Source organism: Nocardia sp. NPDC003183 (assembly GCF_053590715.1).
In genome coordinates, this window is record NZ_JBSFTG010000004.1 from 314,566 (window position 1) to 330,690 (window position 16,125).

At 66.3% G+C, this 16,125-nt stretch carries 14 protein-coding genes; 6 read left to right on the top strand and 8 right to left on the bottom strand.

From position 1 onward, the window contains the following. The first annotated feature begins 307 nt into the window (after positions 1 to 307). The 6 genes from ACWDXS_RS17375 (at position 308) to ACWDXS_RS17400 (ending at position 8,438) form a co-directional block, all read left to right on the top strand. Positions 308 to 3,925 carry a murein biosynthesis integral membrane protein MurJ gene (locus ACWDXS_RS17375; RefSeq protein ID WP_387446175.1) on the top strand — a complete coding sequence of 1,206 codons (3,618 nt, stop codon included), beginning with the start codon at positions 308 to 310 and terminating at the stop codon, positions 3,923 to 3,925. A 295-nt stretch (positions 3,926 to 4,220) separates the two neighbouring features. Then, entirely contained in the window at positions 4,221 to 4,817 is a 597-nt protein-coding gene (gene sigM, locus ACWDXS_RS17380) for an RNA polymerase sigma factor SigM (protein ID WP_378635242.1), read from the top strand. Positions 4,818 to 4,913: 96 nt separating this feature from the next. Continuing rightward, positions 4,914 to 5,654, top strand: a complete 741-nt coding sequence (locus ACWDXS_RS17385; RefSeq protein WP_378989371.1) for a hypothetical protein — start codon at positions 4,914 to 4,916, stop codon at positions 5,652 to 5,654. 88 nt (positions 5,655 to 5,742) lie between these two features. Further along, positions 5,743 to 6,729 carry a thioredoxin-disulfide reductase gene (gene trxB, locus ACWDXS_RS17390; RefSeq protein WP_378634632.1) on the top strand — a complete coding sequence of 329 codons (987 nt, stop codon included), beginning with the start codon at positions 5,743 to 5,745 and terminating at the stop codon, positions 6,727 to 6,729. Positions 6,730 to 6,761: 32 nt separating this feature from the next. Beyond that, on the top strand, positions 6,762 to 7,094 hold the full coding sequence (gene trxA, locus ACWDXS_RS17395; RefSeq protein WP_189031738.1) for a thioredoxin: 333 nt from the start codon (positions 6,762 to 6,764) through the stop codon (positions 7,092 to 7,094). A gap of 132 nt (positions 7,095 to 7,226) precedes the next feature. After that, positions 7,227 to 8,438, top strand: a complete 1,212-nt coding sequence (locus tag ACWDXS_RS17400; protein WP_378989372.1) for an N-acetylmuramoyl-L-alanine amidase — start codon at positions 7,227 to 7,229, stop codon at positions 8,436 to 8,438. A gap of 58 nt (positions 8,439 to 8,496) precedes the next feature. On the opposite strand, the gene ACWDXS_RS17405 is transcribed toward ACWDXS_RS17400, so the two are convergent. The 8 genes from ACWDXS_RS17405 to rnpA form a co-directional block, all read right to left on the bottom strand. Further along, the gene (locus ACWDXS_RS17405) at positions 8,497 to 9,222 is read right to left on the bottom strand and encodes a GNAT family N-acetyltransferase (RefSeq protein WP_378635240.1); all 726 of its coding nucleotides are present in this window, start codon (positions 9,220 to 9,222) and stop codon (positions 8,497 to 8,499) included. Positions 9,223 to 9,302: 80 nt separating this feature from the next. Beyond that, positions 9,303 to 10,346: a ParB/RepB/Spo0J family partition protein gene (locus ACWDXS_RS17410; RefSeq protein WP_449966737.1), complete on the bottom strand. Its 1,044-nt coding sequence runs from the start codon at positions 10,344 to 10,346 to the stop codon at positions 9,303 to 9,305. A gap of 34 nt (positions 10,347 to 10,380) precedes the next feature. Then, positions 10,381 to 11,376, bottom strand: coding sequence for a ParA family protein (locus ACWDXS_RS17415; RefSeq protein ID WP_378989374.1), 996 nt, complete (start codon positions 11,374 to 11,376; stop codon positions 10,381 to 10,383). A 1,535-nt stretch (positions 11,377 to 12,911) separates the two neighbouring features. Continuing rightward, positions 12,912 to 13,658 carry a 16S rRNA (guanine(527)-N(7))-methyltransferase RsmG gene (gene rsmG / locus ACWDXS_RS17420; RefSeq protein WP_378989375.1) on the bottom strand — a complete coding sequence of 249 codons (747 nt, stop codon included), beginning with the start codon at positions 13,656 to 13,658 and terminating at the stop codon, positions 12,912 to 12,914. Positions 13,659 to 13,742: 84 nt separating this feature from the next. Then, the gene (locus ACWDXS_RS17425; protein ID WP_266294803.1) at positions 13,743 to 14,279 is read right to left on the bottom strand and encodes a Jag family protein; all 537 of its coding nucleotides are present in this window, start codon (positions 14,277 to 14,279) and stop codon (positions 13,743 to 13,745) included. Positions 14,280 to 14,304: 25 nt separating this feature from the next. Next, positions 14,305 to 15,387, bottom strand: a complete 1,083-nt coding sequence (yidC, locus tag ACWDXS_RS17430) for a membrane protein insertase YidC (RefSeq protein WP_378989376.1) — start codon at positions 15,385 to 15,387, stop codon at positions 14,305 to 14,307. Positions 15,388 to 15,391: 4 nt separating this feature from the next. Continuing rightward, a complete protein-coding gene (yidD, locus tag ACWDXS_RS17435) occupies positions 15,392 to 15,691 on the bottom strand; it encodes a membrane protein insertion efficiency factor YidD (protein WP_101465063.1) in 300 nt (99 codons plus the stop codon). Next, positions 15,688 to 16,107, bottom strand: coding sequence for a ribonuclease P protein component (rnpA, locus tag ACWDXS_RS17440; protein ID WP_378634616.1), 420 nt, complete (start codon positions 16,105 to 16,107; stop codon positions 15,688 to 15,690). The genes yidD and rnpA overlap by 4 nt, the downstream gene beginning before the upstream one ends. Positions 16,108 to 16,125 lie beyond the last annotated feature (18 nt).

Below are 16,125 nucleotides of genomic sequence, written 5' to 3' on the forward strand. Positions count from 1 at the left end.
ACGACCGGTCCCGCCGCGCGGTGGGCAGTCCGGCGCCATTCCGAGACAGGATCGGCCCGATCAGGCCGGTGCCCGCAGGCAAGCTCCGCCGGAGCAGGGACGTCCGATGCCGTCGCGGGGGAGTTTCCCCGGGATGCCCGCCGCGGACCCCGCGCGGGATGGCCGCCAGGCAGGCGCCGGATTCGGCGATCGTGGACGGAACGCGAGCGGTGTGCCCGCCGGCGATCGGTCAGCGGAGCGGACTCAGGTCATCGCCCGGCCGAAGAAGGTAGCGGCCGAACCTGCCGGCAAGGCGGGCGGCGCCCCGATGAGTGCCAACGCGAAGCTGCTCAAGGACTCGGGTTCGATCGCCGTCGCGACGCTGATCAGCCGGATCACCGGATTCGCCAAACAGCTGCTGTTGCTGACCGTGCTCGGTCCGGCCATCGCGAGTGCGTTCATCTCGGCGAACCTGATCCCGAACATGGTCGCCGAGCTCGTCCTCGGCGCCGTGCTCACCGCCATCGTCGTGCCGACCCTGATCCGCGCCGAGCAGGAGGACGCCGACAACGGCGCCGCGTTCGTGCGCAGATTGGTGACGGCGGCCTTCACCGTGCTGTTCGTCGCCACGGTGCTCACCTTGGCGGCCACGCCGATCCTGGCCGGTCACGTGCTCGTCTCCTCCGACGGCAAGGTGAATACGAACCTGACCGTCGCGCTGACCTACCTACTGGCACCCGCGCTGCTCTTCTATGGCATGTCCGCGCTGTTCACCGCGATCCTCAACACCAGACAGGCGTTCAAACCGGGTGCGTGGGCACCCGTGATGAACAATGTGGTCGCGTTGACGGTGCTGGCGGTCTACGCGCTGACACCCGGCGAGATCACGCTCGACCCGGTGCGCATGAGCGACCCGAAACTGCTGGTCCTCGGCCTCGGCATCACCGCGGGCGTGGCGACACAGGCGCTCTGCCTGCTGCCCGCGATCCGCAGGCACGGGATCAACCTGCGTCCGCTGTGGGGAGTCGACGCGCGGCTCAAGCAGTTCGGCAAGATGGGCATCGCGATCATCTTGTACGTGCTGATCAGCCAGGTCGGCTTGGTGGTCGCGAACAACATCGCCTCCTCGGCCGACGAAGCGGGTCCCGCGATCTTCGCGAACGCGTGGGCGCTGTTGCAGCTGCCCTACGGCGTGATCGGGGTAACCCTGCTCACCGCGATCATGCCGAGGCTGAGCCGCAGCGCCGCCGACGACGACACCCCCGCCGTGGTCGACGACCTGTCCGTAGCCACGCGACTCACGATGATCGCGATGCTGCCGATCGTCACCTTCATGACGCTCGCGGGCCCGGAGATCGGCCAGGCGCTCTACGGCTACGCGCGATTCTCCGGTGACGCCGAACGGCTCGGCAGCGCGGTGAGCTGGTCGGCGTTCTCGCTCATCCCGTATTCGCTCGTACTCATCCATCTGCGGGTGTTCTACGCGCGCGAGCAGGCATGGACACCGACCTGGATCATCCTCGGCATCACGACGATCAAGATCCTGATCTCGGCGCTGGCACCGGTCATCGCCCGCGACAGCGACGACGTGGTGATCGTTCTCGGTGTCGCCACCGGCCTCGGATTCACCGCGGGCGCGGTGATCGGCGGCGTGCTGCTGCACCGCAGCCTCGGCGACCTGCGAATGGTCAATGTCGGCCGAACTGTGACCAGAGTGTTGCTCGCCTCGATCGCGGGCGGCGCGGTGATGCTGATCGTCGACTCGGTGACCGGACTCGACCGTGTCTCCGGCGGCGCGGGCTCGCTGCTGCGCGTTGTCGTCGATTCGCTGGTCATGTTCTCGGTGGCCTTCGGCCTGATGCGTCTGGCCGGTATCCCCGAGGTCGTCGCCATCACCGTGGCGATCTCGCGCAAGCTCGGCATCACCCCGCCCGCGCCGGATCTCGGACTCGACGACACCCCGGCAGACGACATCTACGCGACCACCGTCCTGCGCCGTCCCGATACCTACGGATTCCCCGCATATGGGCAGTCTTTGGACACCCAGACCATGGTGCTTCCCGTCATTCGACCGGGCGCTGTTGACAGCACCGGTAAAGCACAGTTCCCGTACGCTGTTCCGCAGACCGACACGGGTTTTCAGGCCGAAGGAGGACCGAGGGTGAGCGATGACGCGGTGGGCGGCGTCCCGGCCGCTGATTCTGCGGCGCGCGCGGCAGCAGGAATGTCCACCGAGGTCGGGCCCGATGCGCCGAACTCGACGGATTCCGAACATACCGACGCGCCAGACGAAGGCGATACGCACGAAGACGACGCACGTTCGGCCATGCCGCCGCACGATCCGACATACGACACCGGCATGCTGCCGATTCCCCCGCAGGTGCCCCCGAGCGCGGCGGCCAACCGTGGACAGCGTGGCCCCAAGCTCATCCCCGGCGCGTCCGTCGCCGGTGGCCGGTACCGATTGCTGGCCGGTCACGGGGGTGCGCGCGGGCTGAAGTTCTGGCAGGCACTCGATATCAAGCTCGATCGCGAGGTCGCGCTGACCTTCGTGGACGCGGATCAGACCTCGGGCGAGAACTCCGGTCACGACGGCCCGCAGGCGGTGCTGTCGCGCACGCTGCGATTGGGCCGGATCAATTCGCCCGGCCTGGCCAGGGTGCTCGACGTGGTCCGTGGCAGCTCCGGCGGCATCGTCGTGGCCGAGTGGACCCCCGGTCGTTCGCTGCGTGAGATGGCCGAGACCGTGCCGTCGCCGGTCGGCGCGGCCAGGGCCATCAGGGCGCTCGCCTCGGCGGCCGAACTCGCGCACCGTGGCGGCGGCTCGCTGTCGATCGATCACCCCGATCGGATCCGGATCAGTGCCTCCGGTGACGCCGTCCTCGCGTTCCCCGGCACCCTCGGCGATTCCGACGCGCAAGGCGACGTCCGCGGCCTCGGCGCGATGCTCTACGCCCTGATCACCGCACGCTGGCCGATTCGCGTCGGTGGTGTCACCGGGTCGGCGGCCACCATCGGCGGCCTGCGACTGGCCGATTTCGGGCCGGACGGCACGCCGGTGGAACCGCGCCAGATCCGGCCGGAGGTGCCGTTCGAGATCTCGGCCGTCGCGGTTCGCTCGCTGGAATCCAACAAGGGCGTGCGCACCGCTGCCACCGTGCAGCACGTGCTCGAGCAGGCCTCGGTCGTCGATCAGAAGACCGACTTCATTCCGGTCTTACGTCTGGGTCAGCGGGCTGTGGCCCCCGGTGCCGATTCACTCGCCGACCCGGAACTGCTCGCGGCCGAGCGGGAACGCTCCAAGCGGATGATGTGGATCATGGTCGGCCTCGGCGTGCTCGCCGCGCTGGTGGTCGGCGTGCTGATCTGGTGGATGGTCAGCATCTTCGCGCCCGGCGCGTCGGACAAGCCGCTGGACCAGCAGATCAATATCGGCCTCACCTCGAGTGTGGCTCCGCCCGCGGCGTCCGCACCGCCCGCCGACGACCCCGCGGCACCGCCGACGAGTGTGCCGGTGCCGGTCACCGGTGCCGCGGTGTTCTCCCCGGAGGGCACCCCCGACGGCGCCGCGGCGGCGGGCGCGGTGCTCGACCACAACGCGGCGACGGTGTGGCGCACCGATCAGTACTTCCAGCAGTTCCCCGCCCTCAAGAAGGGCGTGGGGCTGCTGGCCACGCTGCCGACGCCGGCCAAGCTCACCAATGTGTCGATCACCTCACCCAGTGCGGGCAGCACGGTCGAGATCCGTACCTCGCCCACCGAGGCGCCCACGCTCGACCAGACCCAGCTGATCGGTTCGGCCAAGCTCGGTGACGGCGTCACCGATATCGCCGTGCAGACCGATCAGGCCGCTCGTTTCGTGCTCGTCTGGATCACCGGACTGGCGAATTCCGGCGGTCAGTTCCAGACCGCGATCGCCGACGTCCGCTTCGACGCGGCCCCTTAGTCTCATCGCGCCGTAAAACCCTCCCACCTCTGCTATCTGCGCAGGTGGTCGATCATTTCCGGGCCCATTGCCGATCTTCATCGAACCGCGGTCCGGTTGGTGCGTAATTGTTATCAACGATATGATCCCCCCGCGCTCTCGGTTGAGAGTTACCCAGGATTTGTTGACGTCGATCCTGGACGTCGCGTTGTAGTCAGGTGATGGATCGGCCTTGTTCGTCGGCTCGAAGTCGCCGTAATGAGCGCTGTCCAAGGGGTCAGTTTTGTCGCCGGATGTCAACGAGCAAGTCCGCGGTGTGCCACCGCGGCAGGTCGCGCCCAGCGTCCGCTCGTTCCTGGAGAACGGCAGCGACAAGCAACTGCTTGCCGCCCACGTTCGCGGGGAACCGTATGTCTTCGCCGAACTGCTGCGCAGGCATTCCGACCATCTCTGGCAGACCGCGCTGCGCACGTCCTACAACCGCGAGGACGCCGCCGACTGTCTGCAGGACGCCTTGTTCTCGGCCCATCGCACCGCCGACTCGTTCCGCGCCGAATCCGAGGTGCGCAGCTGGCTGCACGCGATCGTGGTGAATGCCTGCCTCGACCGGATCCGGCGCAACAAGACCCGTCGCGCCGTGTCGATCCTGCCCGACACCATGCCCGAGGCGGTCGATCCGCACGACGCCTTCGCGCACTACGAACTGTCCACCGTCGTGAGCGAGGCGCTGTTCACCCTCCCTGACGAACAACGATTGGCCCTGGTCATGACCGAGATGGAGGGCCGCAGCGTCGCCGAAACCGCCGCTGCGCTCGGCGTGGCGCCGGGCACGATCAAGAGCCGATGCGCCCGAGCGCGCGTACGTTTGCAAGAACGTTTGGAATTTTTCCGGGATCCAGGGAACCGGATGTAGTCGGGATGCGTCATTAACAGTGACGAACAAGTCAGCGATGTAAATCCTGCGATCCGATATCGACAGAACAGGGGAGGTGCGAGGGTGTCTCGATCCGTGCCGCAGCCTCCGTTCCCGTCGGAACTGCTGGCCGATCTGCATGCCGACAACCTCGCGCCCGAATTGTGCGAGCAGCTGTGGCCCGTGGTCCGCACCGACGAAGACGCGCTGCACTACCTGAACAAGCTCGACGAGGTGAACACCCACCTCCGCACGCTCGCCACCGACGAGCGGGTCATGCACCGCATGCCCGACGACGTGGCCGACCGCATGTTCCGATTCGTCGCCGAACTCGACGCGGGGGAGGGCCCGACCGAGCGCATCACGCCGCTCGCCGCTGTTCCCCCCGCACCGGCCGGCGAGGCCCCGATCTCGCTGGATCGCTACCGCTCCCGGCGCCGACTGGGGCTACTCGCCGCGGCCGCCGCCACCGTGGCCGTCCTGGCGGGCGCCGGTGCCGTGTTCAGCACGTTCGACACCACCGAGGGCACCCCCACCGCCGCGCCGTTCACCGAACCGGCGGCCGCCGACGAACTCACCACCGCCGCCGCACTCCGCGCACTGGGCAAACGCGACGTGATCGGCCCGCTGGCCGACGAAGCGGCCCTCACCCGCTGCGTGCAAGCCAACGGCATCGACCGCGCGGTGCTGGGAGCGTCGAATATCACTTTCCGTGGCTCCGACGCCGTCCTGGTCCTCGTCCAGGGCGAGCAGGCCCCCACCATCACCGCCCTGGTGGTCGGTACCGGCTGCACCACCGGCACCCCGGAACGGCTCACCCTCCGCGACATCGGCTGAGGGACCAGCCGCAAAGAAATACCGGGAACAACACCGTTTAGGCTGTTGTTGACCGACACGTCCCAGCTTTACTTCTCGGAAGGTCCCCATGAGCACGCCAGTTCGCGACCTGATCATCGTCGGCTCAGGACCCGCCGGCTACACGGCGGCCGTCTACGCCGCCCGCGCGGAGCTTTCGCCGCTGGTCTTCGAGGGCACCCAGTTCGGTGGCGCCCTGATGACCACCACCGAGGTGGAGAACTTCCCCGGCTTCCGCGACGGCATCATGGGCCCCGACCTCATGGAGCAGATGCGCGACCAGGCCAAGCGTTTCGGCGCCGAGCTGCGCACCGAGGACGTCGACGCGATCGACCTGTCCGGCCCCGTGAAGAAGGTCACCGTCGGTGACGAGACCTTCGAGGCCTACGCCGTGATCCTCGCGATGGGTTCGGCCGCGCGCTACCTGAACGTGCCGGGGGAGCAGGACCTGCTCGGCCGCGGTGTGAGCGCCTGCGCCACCTGCGACGGCTTCTTCTTCAAGGGCCAGGACATCGTCGTGGTCGGCGGCGGCGACTCCGCCATGGAGGAAGCGACCTTCCTCACCAAGTTCGCCGCGAGCGTCACCATCGTGCACCGCCGTGAGGAGTTCCGTGCGTCACGGATCATGCTCGAGCGTGCCAAGGCCAACGAGAAGATCAAGTTCCAGCTCAACTCCGAGGTCGTGAAGGTCAACGGTGAGAAGAGCGTCACCAGCCTCACCCTGCGCGACACCCGCACCGGCGCGGAGTCCGAGCTCGACGCGACCGGCCTGTTCGTCGCCATCGGGCACGATCCGCGCAGCGAACTCGTCAAGGGCCAGGTCGCACTCGACGGCGAAGGCTATGTGCAGGTGACCGATCCGGGCACAGCCACCGATGTCGCGGGTGTTTTCGCCGTGGGCGACCTCGTCGACCACACCTACCGGCAGGCGATCACCGCCGCGGGCACCGGCTGCCGCGCCGCGATCGACGCCGAACGCTGGCTCGCCGAGCAGGGCGACATCACCGCCAACACGCTCGACCACGCCGATGGCCCGGCCGCCGTGCGCGCCAACTGATTTCGAGTTCCACCCCTGTCGAGGAGACACCCATGGCCGAGAGTGCCAACACCATCACCGTCACCGACCAGTCCTTCGCCGACGACGTCCTGCTCAGCGAAAAGCCGGTGCTCGTCGACTTCTGGGCCGACTGGTGCGGCCCGTGCAAGATGGTCGCCCCCGTGCTGGAGGAGATCGCAGGCACCCACGCCGACAAGCTGACCATCGCCAAGCTCGACACCGAGGCCAATCCCGGCACCGCCCGCGACTACCAGATCCTGTCGCTGCCCACGATGATCTTGTTCCAGGGTGGCAAGCCGGTGAAGCAGATCGTCGGCGCGAAAGGTAAGGCGGCGCTGCTGCGCGAGCTCGACGGTCTCATCTAACACAGAGCATCCGATAAAAGCGTCTCCTACCGGCCGACGCGCCGTAGGATGCCTGGACCCGGGATTCCCGCAAAGCGGCCCGGGTCTGAGACAATCGACGGACGCTCCGGCCGAAGGAAAGGGCTCTTACGCATGCACCGACTTCGTCACGGCGATTCAGGACCAGCCGTCGCAGAGGTTCGGAGCACCCTCGCAAGCCTCGGTTTCCTGCATCTCCCACACGTCGAATCCACTGACGGACCGGAGTATTGGAAGGACACCGAGGCGGTGTTCGATCGGCCCCTCGATTCGGCGATCCGCGCGTTCCAGCAGCAGCGCGGTCTGCTCGTCGACGGGGTGGTCGGTCCGGCCACCTATCGCGCGCTGAAGGAAGCCTCCTACCGGCTGGGTGCTCGCACGTTGATCTACCAATTGTCGGCGCCGCTCTACGGTGACGACGTGGCCACCCTGCAGCGCAAGCTGCAGGATCTCGGCTTCTACGTGTACCGGGTGGACGGGCACTTCGGCCCGCACACCCACGACGGGCTCAGCGCGTTCCAGCGCGAGATCGGCCTGTCCGCCGACGGTATCTGCGGACCCGACACCTTGCGCTCGCTGGATCTGCTCGGCGCGCGCGTCACCGGCGGCAACCCGCATCGCATCGCCGAGGAAGAAGTGGTGCACCGGGCGGGCCCGCAGCTCACCGGCAAGCGGATCGTCATCGACCCCGGATTCGGCGGCGCCGACAAGGGTTTCGCGGTACCCACCGAATACGGTGACGTCTACGAGTCGGAGATCCTGTGGGATCTCGCTTCCAGGCTCGAAGGCCGGATGGCCGCGACCGGTATGGAAACCTTCCTGTCCCGGCCGTGGGGCGCCAACCCCACCGATGTCGAACGCGCCGACACCTCCAACGCCTTCGATGCCGACCTGATGATCTCGCTGCGCTGCGCGACCAGTGACAACCCGTCCGCTAAGGGAGTGGCCGGTTTCTACTGGGGCAACTCGCACGGTTCGGTGTCGATGATCGGTCAGGTACTGGCCGGTTTCATCCAGCGCGAAGTGGTGGCCCGAACCTCGGTGCAGGACTGCCGGACTCATCAGCGCACCTGGGACCTGTTGCGCCTGACCAAGATGCCGACCGTGCAGGTCGACCTCGGCTACCTCACCAACGACTACGACGCCTCGGTGCTCACCAACCCGCGCATGCGCGACGTGATCGCCGAAGCGATTCTGATCTCGGTGAAGCGGCTCTATCTGCTCGGCCAGGACGACCAGCCGACCGGCACCTACACCTTCGCCGAGTTGCTCGCCGAAGAGCTGGCGGCCGCCGACGCGGGCAATGTTCCCGCCCCGCGCGTCTAGCCTCACACAAGACCAACGGCCCCGCGGTTGTCCGCGGGGCCGTTCTTGTTGTCTCGGGTCAGTGCGCGCCGACGCGCGAGGGCGGTTCCATCGACGCCGCCGCCAGGAGTTGGTCGAGCGCGCGCTCGACGTCTTCCTTCCAGCCGTGATCGGAGTCGAGTTCCAGGCGCAGCCGGGGGAAGCGGTGGTGCGGGGCCACCACTTCGAAACCGACCTCGGCGAGGAAATCCGCGTCGATCATGCAGGTTTCGGGAGTGCACCTCGTCGCGGACGACGGGTCCCGCAGCGGCGCCGCGATCCGTTCCATCAACCGCATCGACGATCCGAAGCCGCGATCGGCTACCGAACTCGACGGTGGGCCGTTGCGAATGCCGAATGCTTCCAGCGCTCGCACGCCACGACGCACCAGATCGGCCACCACGGCCTGAACAAGGCGATGGGCTACATCGGCCTCATCGTAGGGGAATTCGGCCTGCAGCGTGGTCAGCAGGACCGCGTCCGGGCTTACTGGGGACGTGGGGAACAGCGCGGAACGTGGCACGGCACTCGGGGGGGAGTACAGCGCACAGCCCGCGAGGTTGTTGTCCACGTGGGCCACCTGCCCGCACGAACCCCACTCGAGCATCACCGTCGAGAGCCAGGCTTCCTTTTCGAAGACCGGATCGCTGAACGCGTGCGAGTCCGCGGCGACGGCCGGGTCGAGCTCCCAGAACACACACCGCCGGGTGTGCGCCGGGAGCTGACCGAGCCCGTCGAGAGTCAAAGCCGTGACGCTGGTCGACACCGCTCTGTTCAGCCTCCAGCTGTCGGATTCATCCACGCTCACGCCACATCACTATCCACAGTACGTGCCGCCTCTTTCAGTCACAGTGACGTTTCGGGGCCGACTTGCTCCATCAGCGCCACGATGCGCTCGAGATCTTCGACGGACCCGAACTCGACAACGATCTTGCCCTTGTTCTTGCCGAGGCTGACCGTGACTCGGGTGTCGTAGGACCCCGACAGTCTCTCGGCAACATCTTGCAGACCCGGCATGTGGATCGGTTTGCGCTTCGGTGCCGGGGGAGCGGTCGGCGTGGGCTCGCGGTTCGCGAGTTGCACCGCTTCCTCCGTAGACCGAACCGACATTCCCTCACGAACGATTCGTGCAGCCAATTCTTCCTGTGCGTCCGCGCCGGCATCCAAGCCGAGCAGCGCCCTGGCGTGTCCGGCCGAGAGCACCCCGGCGGCCACCCGACGCTGCACGGGAATCGGCAGCTTCAGCAAACGAATCATATTCGTCACCACCGGCCGCGAGCGACCGATTCGCGAAGCCAATTCCTCGTGCGTGACGTCGAACTCCTCGAGCAGCTGCTGATAGGCCGCCGCCTCCTCGAGGGGGTTCAGCTGCACGCGGTGGATGTTCTCCAGGAGCGCGTCGCGCAGCATCGAGCCGTCGTCGGTGTCCCGGATGATGGCCGGGATCGTGGCGAGTCCGGCCTCTTGGCATGCGCGCCAGCGGCGCTCGCCCATGACCAACTGGAACTTGTCGACGCCCGGTTCGAGGCGGCGCACGACGATCGGCTGCATGAGACCGAACTCGCGAATCGAGTGCACGAGCTCCGCGAGTGCGTCTTCCTCGAAGACCTGACGCGGCTGCTTCGGGTTCGGCTCGATCAGGTCGGCGGGAACCTCGCGGTACACCGCGCCGCCGGGGGAGACCAGATCGGATTCGGGCTCGGGCTCGGGCTCCGGCGCGGGCTCCGCGTCCGGAACACGATGCAGGAACGCCTCGGCCGGTTGCGGGCCGATCGGGTTGATTCCGATCACGCTCGCGGCGGCACTGCTCAAGCCCGGCGCCACAGCCGGACCCGTCGGGATCAATGCGGCCAACCCGCGACCGAGACCGCCCTTTTTCGCCTGACTCATCGGCTACCGATCCCTTCCTCGTTCCAACTCACGCTTAAGACGCGTCTTGCTTCAGCTGCGCACGAGCGGCCAGCTCGCGCCCCGCGTCCATGTAGCTCATCGCACCGCGCGAGCCTGGATCGTAATCGAGCACGGTCATCCCATAGCCCGGCGCCTCCGAGACCTTCACGCTGCGCGGGATCATCGACTTGAGGACCACATCGCCGAAGTGATTACGCACTTCCTCGGCCACCTGGTCGGCCAGCTTGGTGCGGCCGTCGTACATCGTCAGCAGGACGGTCGACACGTGTAGCTCCGGGTTCAGGTGCGCCTGTACCAGCCCGATATTGCGGAGCAGCTGACCGACACCCTCCAGCGCGTAGTACTCACACTGGATCGGAATCAGCACCTCCTTGGCCGCCACGAGCGCGTTGACCGTGAGCAAACCGAGGGAGGGCGGGCAGTCGATCAACACGTAATCGATGTCGAAGCCGACCATGCCCGCTTCGCGGATCGCGGTCTTCAACCGGCCTTCCCTGGCGACCATCGAGACCAGTTCGATCTCCGCGCCGGCCAGGTCGATCGTGGCCGGGACACACAGCAATCGCTCGCTGTGCGGGCTCACTTGGATCGCGTCCTTGACCGTCACTTCACCGATCAGGAGCTCGTAGCTGGACGGCACACCCGAGTTGTGTGCGACGCCCAGCGCCGTACTCGCGTTGCCCTGCGGATCAAGATCGACCACAAGGACCGTCATTCCCTGGTGCGCTAGCGCCGCAGCGAGATTGACCGTCGTAGTCGTCTTACCGACGCCGCCCTTCTGGTTGGCGATAGTGATGATCCGTTGCTCGCGAGGTTTCGGCACAGTGACCTTTCCTGGATGCAGAATCTGGCTGGCGCGTTGCGCTTCCGCCGCGATCGGGGTCTCGGCCGGGGAGATGTGCCCGAAAGGAGTATTCCCGAACGTCTCCGCGTCGAAGCTGCTGGAATCCAGCATCCCCGGGACCCGCGACGCTGTTTCCCGTGAAACATTCGCCGGACCGCTCGACATAGATTGCTCCTAACCCGAGAAACTTCAGATCACGTATCCCCGACGAACGTCGGCGCCGTGTCGTCACAAACTAACTGTGTCGGTGGAGAACTCGAAGACTCGAGGAGGGTGGCTCACTCCCGCCCGACTCTGACAGCTTGCCAGCCTCGAGACACTTAGGAAAGCTGAATCGCGGCACGCCGACAAGGACACACCCAACACTCACAAATTAGCGCCCGCGATCGATGTTTCACGGGAAACAACGGGGGAGCGGGGCACCACATCAGACGGCCGATGAGTGCCGCAACGCATGGTCCGAGCTCGCCCAAGAGCTCCCACACTCAGCCCGTCCCATCCACCCCTGCCCTCAAATCCATCTGGGGTCCGCACTCCCACCCAGCATCCAGACCGCGCACCGCACTCCCATCCAGACAGCACGCCCCGCCACACCGCACTCCCCAGATCCGCCATGACCGCACACCCAACCCCGCACCCGCGACCCCTAGGGAGCGGCGGCCACGAAGTGGCCGGTCCGCGGCCGGGTCGCCGGTCAGCGCTCGAAGCGCATGCGCCGCAGGCGCGAGTCTCGAGCGCTGACCGGCGGCCCCTCAGGGCCGCGGACACGCGCGCCAGCGCGCCAAAAACACAGCCTCAAACCCCTGGGACTACCGAACACCCAATCCCAGCCACAAATCCCACCCGCACTCCCCATCACCCACGCACCCCGGAGTCAGCCGAGAAGCACCCCCTCAGCATCAGCACAGCACCCCAACCAATTCACCACTCGCCCCGCGCCGCATCTCACACAGATCCACATGAATCGTCGGCCAACAGTCCCAGCCCGTCTCGCCGACATCCGACCCGCCAAGTTTCTGACCCCACCCCTACGTGGACCAAACGACGCCCGATCACCACCAGACTTCTCCGCACCGATCTCCACACACCCAAGCGGTCGACGAGCGTCCGGCCGAACACGTCGCCCGCGACGACCACCGTGGCACTACTCAACGAGAGAAGCGGAGCCCAGCTGCCGCCGAGAAGAACCGATGCCACACACCTTCCGATAGGACACCAACGCCCATTGCTGATCGGCAAACACGCGCTGCCGAACACGCTCGCTCACGGCAACTTCCATCCCAGGAACTGCCACACAACAGACGACCAGATTTCCCTCGACTTCGCCGACGCTCACCCCACCCAGCGGGACGCCCGACAATCACCCCCACCCGTGAGCCCGAAGATTCGATCTCACCAGACCTGCCTCGACTCACAGGCAACGCACTTCCCGGACAGATCGCGTTCCGCTTCAAACCGAGCGAGCTAATCCACCACGACCAAACCCGACTGGCGAAGTCCACACGACGCAGACGAAATTCGATCAACAACGAAGAGGAGCGGCTGTCGCGTTCCACGTGAAACACTTCCGCTCCCCGAACGCGACACCCATCCGCAACTACCGAAAATAGACCCGCCTCAAGCCCATACAACGACCCTCGGCATGATTCGTCACGTTACGAAACGCGCGAACCCGCTAGATGGAAGAGATTTCAGGTCGATCAGGATTCGCGACGCTTCCGAGCTTTCTTCTCCACTCCGGCGGCCTTCCGTTCACTGCGACGAGTCGGACGCTCGGCGCGGGGGAGTAGCTCGGCACTGATGACAAGAGTGGGGATTTCCACGATGCCGGCGCCACACCCGACAACCCGGAGATCGGTCGCACCGTCACGAATCAGCTCGGCACCGTCGCGCTCGAGTTCTTCGGCGGCGCTGGTTCCTTTGAGAGCGAGCATGCGACCGTGGTCGCGAAGAAGGGGGAGCGACCAGTGGGCGAGTTTGGCGAGAGGAGCCACCGCGCGCGAAGTGACGACATCCGCGCCGCCCGCTTCTTTGATCACGCCGGACTGCTCCGCCCGACCGCGAACCACCGTGACATCCAACCCGGCTTCTTCGATGAACTCGCTCAGGAAGATCGTCCGCCGCAGCAGTGGTTCCACGAGAGTGATGCGAAGGTCGGGCCGGGCGATCGCGAGGGGGATTCCGGGAAGCCCGGCACCGCTGCCGATATCGACAACCGAAGCGCCTTCATCGATCAGCTCGCCGATGACGGCACAGTTGAGAATGTGGCGCTCCCACAGCCGGGGAACCTCACGGGGACCGATGAGACCGCGTTCCACACCGGCCGTCGCCAGCGCCGCGTAGTACCGGCGGGCGATGTCCAAGCGGTCGCCGAACACTCGGGCAGCGGCGGCGGGCGGTTCCTGCTCGTCGGACGGCGCACCCAGTTCTCGTTCCACGTGAAACATCCTTCCGAGTGATGGCAATGAAAAAGCCCCCGGTCCGAGACCGGAGGCCTAATCACATCGTTCGTGGTTACGGCGGAAGTCAGCCTACTCGGGCACTACCACCACATGACGATTCGGCTCGACGCCTTCACTCTCGCTCGCTACGCCATCGATATCGGCGACAGCGTCGTGCACGATCTTGCGCTCGAACGGAGTCATCGCGGACAGCGCTTCGGGTGCGCCCGACTCGAGCACCCGCTTCGCGGCGGCGACGCCGATCTCGCTCAGATCGGTCCGGCGCTGTGCACGCCAGCCGGCCACATCGAGCATCAGACGGCTACGCACGCCGGTCGCCTGCTGCACGGCGAGCCGAGTCAGCTCCTGCAGCGCGTCGAGCACTTCACCGTTTCGCCCGACGAGCTTGGTCAGATCACGGCCGCCGTCGATGCTCACGATGGCGCGGTCGCCCTCGACATCGAGGTCGATATCGCCGTCGAAGTCGAGCACATCGAGTAGCTGCTCGAGGTAGTCGCCCGCGATCTCGCCCTCTTCGATCAACGCTTCTTCGGCGTCGTTCACGACGTCAACAGCAGTCGTCGCCACAGTGGCGTCCCCTCCGTCGGTCTCGGTCTCAACAGTCATTGGATTCCCTCTATCCGATCGCGTCTCAGCGCTTACGCTTCTGGTTCGCACGGCCACGGTTACCCGGCCGCTGCTGCCCGCCGGGCCTGCGCTTGCCACCGCCCTGCTTGGCCGACTGTTTAGGAGTGGTGCCGTTGGTCGCCGCGGTGCCGTTCACCGAAGGCTCGTCATCGACGGCCGGGGCGTCCTGCTTCTTGCGGACGTCAACCGGCTTGGCACCGGGCTTGGGCGCGTTCTGCGACCGCAGCTCCAGCTTCTTCTGCTTACGCTCTTCGTCTTCCTTTTCCATCCGGCCGAACACCAGGTGCTGCTGTCCGTAGGTCCAGATGTTGTTGGCCACCCAGTAGAGCAGGATGCCGATCATCAGGAAGGGGCCACCGACCATCACGCCGAGCGGGAAGACCCACAGCGACAGCTTGTTCATGATGGCGGCCTGCGGGTTGGCGGCGGCTTCGGGAGTCTGCCGCTGCACCGAGGCGCGGGCGTTGAAGTGGGTCGCCAGACCGGCGATGATCATCAGCGGCACGGCGACGAGAGCGATGTTCAGCTTCGTGGGCGTACCGCCCCAGTCCGCGAAGGCTTCCAGCTGCTCGGGCGGCGCGGTGATGAACGCCGCGATCGGCGCACCGAAGATACGGGCACTCAGGAACGACTGGACGTCGGCCGCGCTGAAGATGTAGTTCGCGGTATGCGCGTTGTCATAGTTCGACATCCCGACCTGGCCCCAGCCGGTGCCGGTTCGGTTGAACGAACGAAGCACATGGAACAGACCGAGGAAGACCGGCACCTGCACCAGGACGGGCAGGCAGCCCATGAGCGGGTTGAAGCCGTGCTCCTTCTGGAGCTTCTGCATCTCCTTCGCCATGGTCTCGCGGTCGTTCTTGTACTTCTTCTGCAGCTCCTTGATCTGGGGCTGCAGCTCTTGCATCTGTTTGGTTGTGCGTACCTGCTTGACGAACGGCTTGTACAGCACCAGGCGCAGCGTGAACACGAGGAACACGATCGCCAGTGCCCAAGTGAGACCGCTGTCAGGCCCGAACACAAAGCCGAAGGCTTTGTGCCAGAACCACAGAATTGCGGATACCGGCCAATAGATGATGTCGAGCACGGCTCTAGGTACTCCCGTCGTTCGTATCGCCGATCAGCGCGGGCGATGACTTTGTGCAGGCATTCGACCCGCGCTCTGGCACGGGATCCCACCCTCCAGGGTGCCAGGGCGCGCATTTCGCGAGCCGCACGACCGTGAGGGCCGATCCGACGACCAGCCCGCGGGTACGCAAGGCAGTCACCGCGTACTCACTGCAGGTGGGGGTGAACCGGCAGATCGGCATTCGGGTGGGGGAGACATAGGTCCGGTAGAGCTCGATCAGGGCGATCAGGGCTTTCGCGGGCAGGCGGGTGAGGGTCCTCATCGCCGTTCACCGGCCGAGGTGCGACCGAGCGCGAGCTCCGGTTCCCCGCGCAAGCCGAGCTTGCGCAGGCCGGTGCGCAGCTGGCGCAGCAACTCGGCGGAATCGGCGGTGGCGGCGCCGGGCAGTGCCCGGATCACGACATCGGTGCCGACCGGCAGTTCATCGACCACCTGGGCGCACATATGACGCAGGCGGCGGGCCACCCGGTGGCGAACCACCGCGTTTCCCACCGCCTTGCTGACAATCAGTCCGAACCGAGGACCACCTACGCGGACCAGAGAATCGCCGTCGGCGACATCGTCGTACGCGTGCGTGAGCGCGTGTACGACGAGATCTCGCCTCCCGATTCGCTGACCGCGGCGCACCGTGCGGGAGAATTCGGCACGGTGGTGCAACCGATACGGCTCAGGCAACACCCGAGCGTCCGACTACGC

Bases quoted from the DNA above. Each gene is read 5' to 3' on its own strand.
- ACWDXS_RS17375 (WP_387446175.1), top strand. From the start codon at position 308: ATGAGTGCCAACGCGAAGCTGCTCAAGGACTCGGGTTCGATCGCCGTC.
- trxB (WP_378634632.1), top strand. From the start codon at position 5,743: ATGAGCACGCCAGTTCGCGACCTGATCATCGTCGGCTCAGGACCCGCC.
- trxA (WP_189031738.1), top strand. From the start codon at position 6,762: ATGGCCGAGAGTGCCAACACCATCACCGTCACCGACCAGTCCTTCGCC.
- ACWDXS_RS17400 (WP_378989372.1), top strand. From the start codon at position 7,227: ATGCACCGACTTCGTCACGGCGATTCAGGACCAGCCGTCGCAGAGGTT.
- ACWDXS_RS17410 (WP_449966737.1), bottom strand. From the start codon at position 10,346: ATGAGTCAGGCGAAAAAGGGCGGTCTCGGTCGCGGGTTGGCCGCATTG.
- ACWDXS_RS17415 (WP_378989374.1), bottom strand. From the start codon at position 11,376: ATGTCGAGCGGTCCGGCGAATGTTTCACGGGAAACAGCGTCGCGGGTC.
- rsmG (WP_378989375.1), bottom strand. From the start codon at position 13,658: ATGTTTCACGTGGAACGAGAACTGGGTGCGCCGTCCGACGAGCAGGAA.
- ACWDXS_RS17425 (WP_266294803.1), bottom strand. From the start codon at position 14,279: ATGACTGTTGAGACCGAGACCGACGGAGGGGACGCCACTGTGGCGACG.
- yidD (WP_101465063.1), bottom strand. From the start codon at position 15,691: ATGAGGACCCTCACCCGCCTGCCCGCGAAAGCCCTGATCGCCCTGATC.